This window comes from Streptomyces sp. NPDC056948 (assembly GCF_042674225.1).
Classification (GTDB): Bacteria; Actinomycetota; Actinomycetes; order Streptomycetales; family Streptomycetaceae; genus Streptomyces; species Streptomyces purpurascens.
This window is the reverse complement of sequence record NZ_JBHUQX010000350.1, coordinates 1-10,197: the sequence shown is the minus strand read 5'-3', so window position 1 is coordinate 10,197 and position 10,197 is coordinate 1. Positions and strand designations below refer to the sequence as shown.

10 protein-coding genes are annotated in these 10,197 nt (G+C 71.3%); all 10 read left to right on the top strand.

From position 1 onward, the window contains the following. On the top strand, window positions 1-683 hold a 683-nt coding region (locus tag ACFTZL_RS33675; RefSeq protein ID WP_382590684.1), incomplete at its 5' end, for an ABC transporter ATP-binding protein. A gap of 3 nt (window positions 684-686) precedes the next feature. Continuing rightward, entirely contained in the window at window positions 687-1,580 is an 894-nt protein-coding gene (locus ACFTZL_RS33670) for an ABC transporter permease (RefSeq protein WP_382590682.1), read from the top strand. After that, a complete protein-coding gene (locus ACFTZL_RS33665) occupies window positions 1,577-2,443 on the top strand; it encodes an ABC transporter permease (protein ID WP_382590679.1) in 867 nt (288 codons plus the stop codon). Before ACFTZL_RS33670 ends, ACFTZL_RS33665 begins: the two co-directional genes overlap by 4 nt. Then, window positions 2,440-3,795 carry an aminotransferase class III-fold pyridoxal phosphate-dependent enzyme gene (locus tag ACFTZL_RS33660; protein ID WP_382590676.1) on the top strand — a complete coding sequence of 452 codons (1,356 nt, stop codon included), beginning with the start codon at window positions 2,440-2,442 and terminating at the stop codon, window positions 3,793-3,795. Before ACFTZL_RS33665 ends, ACFTZL_RS33660 begins: the two co-directional genes overlap by 4 nt. A 36-nt stretch (window positions 3,796-3,831) precedes the next feature. Next, on the top strand, window positions 3,832-4,785 hold the full coding sequence (locus ACFTZL_RS33655; RefSeq protein ID WP_382590673.1) for a succinylglutamate desuccinylase/aspartoacylase family protein: 954 nt from the start codon (window positions 3,832-3,834) through the stop codon (window positions 4,783-4,785). Beyond that, entirely contained in the window at window positions 4,782-6,245 is a 1,464-nt protein-coding gene (locus tag ACFTZL_RS33650; RefSeq protein WP_382590670.1) for an aldehyde dehydrogenase family protein, read from the top strand. Before ACFTZL_RS33655 ends, ACFTZL_RS33650 begins: the two co-directional genes overlap by 4 nt. 22 nt (window positions 6,246-6,267) lie before the next feature. Further along, complete coding sequence (locus ACFTZL_RS33645; protein WP_382590667.1) at window positions 6,268-7,206, top strand: aldo/keto reductase; 939 nt, start codon at window positions 6,268-6,270, stop codon at window positions 7,204-7,206. A 37-nt stretch (window positions 7,207-7,243) separates the two neighbouring features. Further along, a complete protein-coding gene (locus ACFTZL_RS33640) occupies window positions 7,244-7,909 on the top strand; it encodes a haloacid dehalogenase type II (RefSeq protein WP_382590664.1) in 666 nt (221 codons plus the stop codon). Window positions 7,910-7,949: 40 nt separating this feature from the next. After that, window positions 7,950-9,233: an NAD(P)/FAD-dependent oxidoreductase gene (locus ACFTZL_RS33635; RefSeq protein ID WP_382590661.1), complete on the top strand. Its 1,284-nt coding sequence runs from the start codon at window positions 7,950-7,952 to the stop codon at window positions 9,231-9,233. 102 nt (window positions 9,234-9,335) lie between these two features. Next, the coding region (locus ACFTZL_RS33630; protein WP_382590658.1) for an HAD-IC family P-type ATPase at window positions 9,336-10,197 on the top strand (862 nt) is incomplete at its 3' end.

The window sequence follows — 10,197 nt, the reverse complement described above, 5'->3', positions numbered from 1 at the left end:
CCCGCGAGCTGTCCGGCGGACAGCAGCAGCGCGTCGCCCTGTGCCGCGCACTGGTCTACCGGCCGCCGGTCATCCTCATGGACGAGCCGCTCGGCGCCCTGGACAAGAAGCTCCGCGACCAGCTCCAGATCGAGATCAAGGCCATCCAGCAGGAACTCGGCCTGACCGTCATCTACGTGACGCACGACCAGGAGGAAGCGCTGGTCATGTCCGACCGCATCGCCGTGATGCGCAACGGCCTGATCGAGCAGTTCGACACACCCAGGGAGCTGTTCGAGCGCCCCAGGACCCCGTTCGTCGCGGACTTCCTCGGCGCCGCCAACTTCCTCCCCGGCCGTGTGGAACAGCACACCGGCGAGCACACCCTGGTCCGCCTCGACCGGACCGGGGGCCTCCTGCGGGCACGCCGCCACGACCTGGCCACCGGCGCCGCGGTCGAGGTCGCCGTCCAGCCCGGCCGACTGCGGGCCACCGCCCCCGGCGACGGCTTCTGCGCCGGCACGGTGGAGAACGCGACGTACGTCGGCAGTGTGGTCCGCGCCGCGGTACGGGTCGATGGCGCCGGCGTCCCGCTGCTGCGCCTGGAAGTACCGGCAGGCCACGCACCCGTCGCCGGCGAGCTGGTCGGGATCACCGCCGATCCGAACGACGTCAACCTCTTTCCCGCCGGACAGGGAGGCTGAGCCATGGCCGCCACCCTCGCCGGCGCCCCCGCACGGCCCCGCAGGCTGCTGGCCTCCCGAAGGACCCGGGCCGGACTCCTCTACGCGTTGCCCGTCGTCGTCTACCTGCTGTTGCTGTTCGTCTACCCGATCTTCAGCACGCTCCTTCTCAGCCTGAAGAACACCGACGGCTCCCTGACGACGCACTGGTACGCCGAGGCGCTGACGGGCGTCAACCTGTCCGTGCTGATCACCACGCTGCGGATCTCCGCGGAGACAGCGGTGTTCAGCCTCGTCATCGGATTCGTCCTGGCGAACGCGATCTCCCGGCTGAAGCCCCTGTGGGCCGGAGTCGCCATGCTGGTCGTCGTCGTCCCGCACTTCATCAGCGCCCTGGTCCGCACCTACGGATGGATCATCCTGCTCGGCGACAAGGGCCTGGTGAACCAGGGCATGTCCGACCTGTGGGTCCCGGGGGCGCCGTACCAACTGCTCTACAACGAGATCGGCGTGGTCATCGGCACCACCTCCGTGATGCTGCCGTACACCGTGCTGCTGCTGTACGGCGTGATGCGGGGCGTCGACCGGCGGCTGCTCGCGGCCGCGGCCAGCATGGGCGCGGGCCGCGTCACCATCTTCCGCCGGATCTACCTCCCGCTGGTGGCCCCCGGCCTGGCCAGCGCCGGACTGCTCAGCTTCATCCTCTCCCTGGGCTACTACATCACCCCCGCCCTGATGGGCGGCCCCAAGCAGACGATGATCGCCTCCCTCATCAACCAGCAGGTCATGAAGCAGAACCAGTGGAACGGGGCGGCCGCCGAGGGCGTCATCCTGCTGCTGCTCACCTTCGCGGGACTGCTGCTGGTGAAGCTCATCAGCTCACTAGGCGCCAGCCGCAAGAAGAGGAGCGCCTCATGATGCAGCTGCGCAGCACCCTCGCCGGGCGGATCACCCTCACCGCGGTCGCCACCGTGATCCTGCTGTTCCTGGCCCTGCCGATCGTCGTCATCGTCGTCACCTCGTTCAGCGACAACGCCTTCGCCGCGTTCCCGCCCAACGCGTGGACGCTGCACTGGTACGCCTCGCTGTTCGCGGACGGCAGCAAGTGGCCGGCCGCACTGTCGCTGAGCGTTCTCGTCGCCTCCCTCAGCACCGTCTTCTCCCTGGTCATCGGCGTGACCGCGGCGACCGCCCTGACCCGCAGCGAACTGCCCCTGCGCTCCGCGGTGTACGCCCTGGTCCTGGGACCGCTGCTCATCCCGCAGATCGTCACCGCCCTGGGCCTGTTCCTGCTCTTCGAACCGGCCGCGATGCTGGGCAGCCCGCTCGCCATCGCCCTCGGGCACACCGTGCTGGCCTCGCCGATCGCGGTGCTGATCCTGGTGGCGACCCTGCGCGGGATCGACGAACGGCTGGAGGACGCCGCGGCGAGCATGGGCGCCGGCCGGCTGACCATCGCCCGGCGGATCACCTTCCCGCTCGCCGCCCCCGGCATGATCGCCGCCGCCGTCTTCTCCTTCATCACCAGCTTCGACGAGTTCTACATCTCCCAGTTCCTGTCCTCGGTCGACACCGTCACCCTGCCGGTGCAGATCTACAACTCCCTGACGTTCGACATCGACCCCAGCGTCACCGCGATCAGCGCGATCCTCATCGGCTTCGCGATCCTCGCCCTCGGCCTGGTCGCCCTGGTGCGCTGGCTGGGCACCGGCCGCCAGGACGCCCTGCTGTCCGTGGAGAACACGACGGCGATCGCCGCCCCCGGAGGTGAGGCCGTATGACCACCACCGCTCAGCGGCACCTGCTGCTGAACATGACCGCCAACGGATCGCTCACGCAACCCGGCAAGGAACTCTTCGTCGTGCGCCACGGCGAGGGACCCTACGTCGACGACGCGGCCGGCAACCGCTACATCGACGGCCTCTCCGGGCTGTACTGCTGCCAGATCGGCTACTCCTACGCCGAGGAGATCGCCGAGGCGGCCGAGAAGCAGCTGCGCGAACTCTGCTACAGCCCCCTGTGGTCGGACTCCGCGCACCCCACCGGCCTGGCCCTCGCCGAGCGCCTCGCCGCCCTGGCCCCCGACGGCATCGAGCACGTCTTCTTCAGCGGCGGCGGAGCGGAGGCCGTGGAGACCGCCTGGAAGATCGCCCGCAGGTACCACACCCTGCGCGGCGAGCCGGGCCGGACCAAGGCGATCGCCCGGCGCGGCGCCTACCACGGCCTGACGCTCGGGGCGCTGTCCTTCACCGACGACCCCGGCCTCACCGAGCCCTACGGTCCGCCGGCCGTCGAGACCCACTTCGTAGCCAACACCAACCGCACGGCCCTGGAACGGCCCCTCGATGAGGCGGCGTTCACCGAGCACCTCCTCGCCGACGTCGAGGCCACGGTCCTCGCGGCCGGCCCGGACAGCGTCGCGATGCTCATCGCGGAACCCGTGCAGAACCGGGGCGGCTGCATCACCCCGCCCCAGGGCTACTGGCAGGGCCTGCGCGCACTGGCGGACCGGTACGGCTTCCTGCTGGTCGCCGACGAGGTCATCACCGCCTTCGGCCGGCTGGGGGAGTGGTTCGGCGGCGAGCGCTACGGCGCCCGCCCGGACCTCGTCACCGTCGCCAAGGGCATCACCGCCGGCTACGCCCCGATGGGCGCGACCCTGGTCGCGGGCCATGTCGCCGAGGTGATCAACCGGCCCGGCCACGTCCTCAACCACGGCTACACGTTCAGCGGTCACCCGCTGAGCGCGGCGATCGCCCTGCGCAGCCTGGACATCATGGAGCGGGACCGGATCCTGGAGAACGTCCGCGGCCACCAGGACCACCTGGCCCGGCGCATGGCCTCCCTGGGCACCCTGCCGATCGTCGGCGACGTCCGCGGAGCGGGCTACTTCTACGCCGTCGAACTCGTCGGCGACCTCGACGGCGGCGGCTTCAGCGACACCGCCCGCGCCGCTCTCGTCGCCGACCTGATCCCGCGCCGGCTGCGCGAGGCCGGGCTGCTCGCCCGCGTCTACAACCGTGCCGCGCCCCTGGTCCAGATCGCGCCCCCGCTGATCGGCGACGGCGCGCTGCTCGACCGTATCGCCGACATTATCTCGGCCACCCTCGACGAGGCCTCCGCCCGCCTCTGACCCCTGCTTCGGACCGTTGCTTTGGAAAGGAACGACATGTACTCCATCGGCCCCCTGACCGTCGCCCCCGGCGAGCGGGCCCAGGGACTGATCCCGGTCGGCACCAGCACCTACGGCGTGGAGCTCGGCATCCCGCTCATCGTCGTCAACGGCACCGAGGACGGCCCGGTCCTGTGCGTGGACGCCGGTGTGCACGGCGACGAATACGAAGGGCAGGAGGCCATCCGCCGCGTCCTAGCCGCGATCGACCCGGCCGGCCTGCGCGGCACCGTCGTCGGCATCCCCTGCATGAACACCCCCGCCTTCGAGGCGGCCGCCCGCACCAGCGGCCTGGACCACCTGAACCTCAACCGGATCTTCCCCGGCGACGCGGACGGCTCCTACTCGCTGCGCCTGGCCGCCACCTTCGTGGAGCAGGTCGTCCCCGCCGTCGACGCCCTGGTCGACCTGCACACCGGCGGCACCTTCGGCGAGATCGCCCCCCTGGTCATCCTCCAGGGCGGCTACGAGGAACTCGCGACGGACCTCGCCCTCGCCGCCGGACACGAGCTCGTCTGGAAGGGCGGCAAATGGGGCGGCACGGTCCGCCACCCCACCCTCGCCGCCGGCAAGCCCGCCATCACCATCGAGGCGGGCGGCGGCACCTACCGCGAGCAGAACGTCGCCCTGCACGTGCACTCGATCCGTAACGTCATGCGCCAACTCGGCATGATCGAGGGCGAGGTGGAGCTGCGCGACACCTACACGACCGTCTCGGGCACCTTCGCCCGGTCCGCGGCCGGCGGCTTCTTCCTCGGCCACGCAGAGCTCGGCGAGACCTGCAAGGAAGGCGACCTGATCGCCCAGATCGTCGACCACTACGGCAACACGCTGGAGGAGGTCCGCGCCCCGCAGGACGGCATCGTGCTCTGGGTACGCCGGATCCGCACCGTGCGCCCCGGTGACGAGGTGGTCATCTTCGGCGAGGTGCAGGGAGAGATCCAGCCATGAGCACCGAACTCCCGCCGACAGAACTGCTGTTGATCGACGGCAAGCCGGTGCCCGCCGCCGACGGCCGCAGCTTCACGGTCCTCGACCCGTCCGACGGGACGGCCCTGGCCGAGGCCTCGCTGGCCGGACGGGCGGACGTGGACCGGGCGGTGGCGGCGGCACGCGCAGCCTTCACCGCACCCGAGTGGGCCCGGATGCGCCCCGCCGACCGCGGCAGGCTCCTCCACCGCATCGCGGAGGGCATCCGCCGCGAGGGCGACCGGCTCGCCCGCCTGGAGTGCCAGGACGTCGGCAAGCCGCTCCGCCAGGCCACGGCCGATGTCGAGTCCGCCGCCCGCTACTTCGAGTTCTACGCGGGCGTCGCCGACAAGCTCGGCGGCACCACGGTCCCCCTCGGCCCCGGCCTGATCGACTACACCCTCCGCGAACCCATCGGGGTCTCCGGCCAGATCATCCCGTTCAACTACCCGCTCCAGAACACCGCCCGAGGATCGGCACCCGCACTGGCCGCGGGCTGCACCGTCGTACTGAAGCCCTCCCCGGAGGCGCCGCTCACCCCGCTGGAGGTCGGCCGGATCGCGCTGGAGTGCGGGCTGCCGCCGGGCGTGCTGAACGTCGTACCCGGAGACGGCGTGACCGGCGCCGCGCTCGCCGGGCACCCGGGCATCGACCAGGTCACCTTCACCGGCTCGGTGCCGACCGGCATCAAGGTCGCCCAGGCCGCCGCCACCAACGTGGTGCCCTCCGTCACCGAACTGGGCGGCAAGTCGCCGTTCGTCGTCTTCGCCGACGCCGACTTCGACCTGGCCGTCAGCGCGATCCTCGGCTGGTCGTTCAGCAACGCCGGCCAGATGTGCTCGGCCGGCACCCGGCTGCTGCTCCAGCGCGGCGCCGAGGAGTTCCTGGACCGGCTGGTCGAGCGGATCGCCACGCTGCGCGTCGGGCCGGGCCTCACGGACCCGGACATCGGCCCCCTGGTCGCCGCCCGGCAGCGCGACCGCGTCCTGGACTACCTCGAACTCGCCCGGCAGGAAGGCGCCGTGGCCCGCATCGGCGGCGGCGCCCCGTCCGCCCCGGAGCTCGCCGACGGCTACTACATCGAACCGACCGTCCTCACCGGCCTCACCAACCAGGCCCGCTGCGCCCGCGAGGAGATCTTCGGCCCCGTCGTCACCGTCATCGACTTCGACGACGCCGACGAGGCACTCCGGATCGCCAACGACAGCCCCTACGGCCTGTCCTCCTACGTCTGGACCCGTGACATCGACAGGGCCATGCGCCTGGCCGAGGGCATCCGGGCCGGACAGGTCTACGTCAACGTCACCAGCGCGGGCACCGGCATCGAGCTGCCCTTCGGCGGCTACAAGCACAGCGGCTGGGGCCGGGAGAAGGGCCTGCAAGCCCTCGACAGCTACACGCAGACCAAGAACGTCTGCATCGGATTCGGGGACCGGTCATGACCGCCGTGAGGGGAGACCGGCCATGAGGTACCGCACCCTGGGCGAACGCGGCCCGACCGTCTCCGTCGTGGGCGTCGGCGGCAACAACTTCGGCTCCCGCCTGGATGAGGAGGGCACGAACGCGGTCGTCCACGCCGCCCTCGACGCCGGGATCACCCTGTTCGACACCGCCGACATGTACGGCGGGTTCGGCGAGCGGGGCGGGGAGCGCGGCGACGGCGAACGCCTCCTCGGCGCCGCCCTCAAGAGCCGCCGCGACGACGTCGTCCTCGCCACCAAGTTCGGCATGGAGATGGGCCCCGACGCCGACCTGTACGGCCGGCGCGGCGCCCGCCCGTACATCCGGTACGCCGTCGAGTCGTCGCTCCGCCGGCTCGGCACCGACCGGATCGACCTGTACCAGTACCACGAGCCCGACGGCCTCACCCCGCTGGAGGAGACCGTCGCGGCCCTGACCGAGCTCGTGGACGAAGGCAAGATCAGGTACCTCGGCTGCTCCAACCTCCCGGCCGAGCACCTCACCGACGCCTTCGTGTCGACGCAGGCCCGCTACCACCTGCTCGACCGGAGCGCGGAGGCCGATCTGATCCCCGCCTGCCTGCGCCACGGCCTGGGGCTGCTGCCGTACTACCCGCTGGCCAACGGCCTGCTCAGCGGCAAGTACCGCCGGGGCGAGGAACCCCCGGCCGGCAGCCGGCTGTCCTGGCGGCAGGGCTGGCTCACCGACGAGGCCCTCGACCGTGTCGAGGCGCTCACGGCGTACGGCGCCGAGCGCGGACTGACCCTGCTCCAGGTCGCCGTGGGCGCACTGGCCGCACTGCCCGCGGTCGGCTCGGTCATCTGCGGCGCCATGACCCCCGCGCAGGTCACCGCCAACGCGGCGGCGGCCGACTGGATCCCCGGCCCCGCCGACCTGGCCGCGCTCGACGCGATCGTCCCGCCCGGCGAACGCGTCGTCTGACGCCCCTCACAGAACCCGCGAAACGAGGCTGAACACCATGCGAGAGATCGTCACCTTCGACGCCTACGGCACCCTGGTCGACTTCCAGCTCGGCCCCACCACCCTGAAGGTCCTTCAGGACCGGCTGGACCTGGACAACCTGGACGTCGACGAGTTCCTCGACGACTTCCGCGTCATGCGTTTCCAGGCCGTCCTGGAGGCCTACCGCCCCTACCACGAGGTCCTGCACTCCAGCCTGCGCAACGCCATGCGGCTGCACGGCCTGGAGTACCGCACCTCCGACGGCGACGCCCTCGTGGAGGCCGTCCCCACCTTCGGCCCGTTCCCGGAGGTCCCGGACGCCCTGCGCGCCCTGAAGACCAGGTACGAGATCGCCATCATCTCCAACACCGACGACAACCTGATCGCGCGGAACGTCGAGAACATCGGCGTCGAGTTCGACCACGTCATCACCGCCCAGCAGGCCGGCGCCTACAAGCCGGACCGGCAGACCTTCGAGCACGCCTTCACGACCATGGGCGTCGAGCCCTCCCAGGTCATCCACACCGCCCAGGGCTGGGAGTACGACCACATCCCGACCCGCGACCTCGGCCTGAAGCGCCGGGTATGGATCAACCGCTTCGGCCGCCCCGGCAGCGCCGACTACCAGCCGTACGACGAGCTGCGCGACATGACGGGCCTGCCCGGGCTGCTCGGCTGCTGACCCGGGCGACACAGGACAGAGAACGCGGAGGACCCACCCCATGAAGCAGATCCCCTACTGGCTCGACACCGCCCCCGCCCTGCCCGACCGTTCCGGAAAGGACCTGCCCGACGAGGCGGACGTGGTGGTGATCGGCGGCGGCCTCACCGGCCTGTCCACCGCCTACCACGCCGCCCGCAAGGGCGCCCGGGTCGTCCTCGTCGAGAAGGACAAGATCGGCTCGGGCGCCTCCGGACGCAACGGCAGCATGTGCACCCAGGGCCTGACCATCGGCGTCGGCGAGGCCCGCAAACGCTACGGCCAGGAGCGCGCCCGCGAGCTGTACGACGCCTTCCGCGAGGCGGTCGACGTGGTCGAGGAGATCACGCGGACCGAGCGGATCGACTGCGACTTCCACCGCGCCGGACGTCTCGGAGTCGCCTTCAAGCCGCAGCACTTCGAGTCCATGCGGGCCACCCAGCGCGACCTGGCCGACAACTTCGGCCACGAGACCCGGCTCCTGACCCGCGCCGAGCTGAGGTCGGAGCTGAACTCGGACTACTACCACGGCGCCCTGCTCGACCCGCTCAGCGCCGCCCTGCACGTCGGCAAGTACGTCCACGGATTCGCCGAGGCCGTCGAACGGGCCGGCGCGGAGATCCATGAACGCAACGCCGCCACCGGCCTCACCCGCCTCCCCGGCGGCGGCTTCGTGGTCGAGACGCTCCACGGCACCATCCGGGCCAAGCAGGTGATGGCCGCGACCGACGCCTACACCGACAAGGCGATGCCGTGGTTCCGCAAGCGGCTCATCAACGTCGGCAGCTTCATCATCGTCACCGAGCCGCTCGGCGAGGAGCGCGCCAAGTCGCTGATCCCCAACGGCCGTCTGGTGGTCGACTCCAAGAACATCGGCCACTACATCCGCCTCACCCCGGACAACCGTCTCGCCTTCGGCGGCCGGGCCCGCTTCGCCCCCTCCGACCCGGCCTCCGACGTCAAGAGCGGCGACATCCTGAAGCGGGAGATGACCGAGATCTTCCCGCAGCTCGCCGGAGCGCGGATCGACTACGTGTGGGGCGGCATGGTCGGCTTCTCCTGGGACCGCCTCCCGCACGCGGGCGAGAGCGACGGCCTGTACTACTCGATGGGGTACTGCGGCCACGGGGTCCAGATGGCCACCTACATGGGCCGCGCGGTCGCCGAGATGATGGACGGCCGCCCGGAGGCCAACCCGCTGCGCGGCCTCGGCTTCCCGAAGGTCCCGGTGCCCTTCTACAACGGCACCGCCTGGTTCCTGCCGTTCGGCGGCGCCTACTACAAGGCCAAGGACAAGCTGCGCTGACGCTCGTCCAGGCCGTCGTCCGGGGTATATGAAGGTATGAAGGGGTCTTCATATGTTCCTGTATGGTGAGGTGCCTCCGCGCCCCTGCCAGAAGGACCCCTGTTGACTTCCACCCTCACGCCGCGGCCGGTCCACGAGGCGGATCCCGGACGCCCCGGGACCGTGCCGCGGCGGCGTACCCGTGTCCTCGCGCTCCCCGAGGCGCGCTGGGCCGCGGCGGCCACCGCCTTCTTCCTGCTTGCGCTGCCGCTCCAGCTGACCGGAGCCCCCGCCTGGACCTGGGGCCCGCTGTACGCGGTGTCGTACGCCACGGGCGGCTGGGAGCCGGGCTGGGAGGGGCTGAAGGCGCTCAAGGACCGCACCCTCGACGTCGACCTGCTGATGGTGGTCGCCGCACTGGGCGCGGCCGCGATCGGGCAGGTCATGGACGGCGCCCTGCTCATCGTCATCTTCGCCACCTCCGGCGCCTTGGAGGCGCTGGCCACGGCCCGCACCGCCGACTCCGTCCGCGGCCTGCTCGACCTGGCCCCCGCCACGGCCACCCGGCTCGCCCCCGACGGCGGCGAACAAGTCGTCCCCGTCGAGGAGCTGACGGTCGGCGACACCGTCCTCGTACGCCCCGGTGAGCGCGTCGGCGCGGACGGCCGGGTGCTCGACGGGGCGAGCGAGGTGGACCAGGCGACCATCACCGGCGAGCCGCTCCCCGTGCCGAAGGAACCCGGCGACGAGGTCTTCGCGGGCACCCTCAACGGCACCGGCGCCCTGCGGGTCCGGGTCGAGCGCGACGCGTCCGACTCGGTGATCGCCCGGATCGTCCGGATGGTGCAGGAGGCGTCCGAGACCAAGGCACCCACGCAACTGTTCATCGAGAAGGTCGAACAGCGCTATTCGCTCGGCATGGTGGCCGCGACCCTGGCCGTCTTCCTGGTGCCGCGCGCCATCGGCGAGCGGCGCACCGACACGC

Coding starts and splice junctions, on each gene's coding strand:
- ACFTZL_RS33635 (WP_382590661.1), top strand. CDS start 7,950: ATGAAGCAGATCCCCTACTGGCTCGACACCGCCCCCGCCCTGCCCGAC.
- ACFTZL_RS33655 (WP_382590673.1), top strand. CDS start 3,832: ATGTACTCCATCGGCCCCCTGACCGTCGCCCCCGGCGAGCGGGCCCAG.
- ACFTZL_RS33665 (WP_382590679.1), top strand. CDS start 1,577: ATGATGCAGCTGCGCAGCACCCTCGCCGGGCGGATCACCCTCACCGCG.
- ACFTZL_RS33645 (WP_382590667.1), top strand. CDS start 6,268: ATGAGGTACCGCACCCTGGGCGAACGCGGCCCGACCGTCTCCGTCGTG.
- ACFTZL_RS33640 (WP_382590664.1), top strand. CDS start 7,244: ATGCGAGAGATCGTCACCTTCGACGCCTACGGCACCCTGGTCGACTTC.
- ACFTZL_RS33660 (WP_382590676.1), top strand. CDS start 2,440: ATGACCACCACCGCTCAGCGGCACCTGCTGCTGAACATGACCGCCAAC.
- ACFTZL_RS33650 (WP_382590670.1), top strand. CDS start 4,782: ATGAGCACCGAACTCCCGCCGACAGAACTGCTGTTGATCGACGGCAAG.
- ACFTZL_RS33670 (WP_382590682.1), top strand. CDS start 687: ATGGCCGCCACCCTCGCCGGCGCCCCCGCACGGCCCCGCAGGCTGCTG.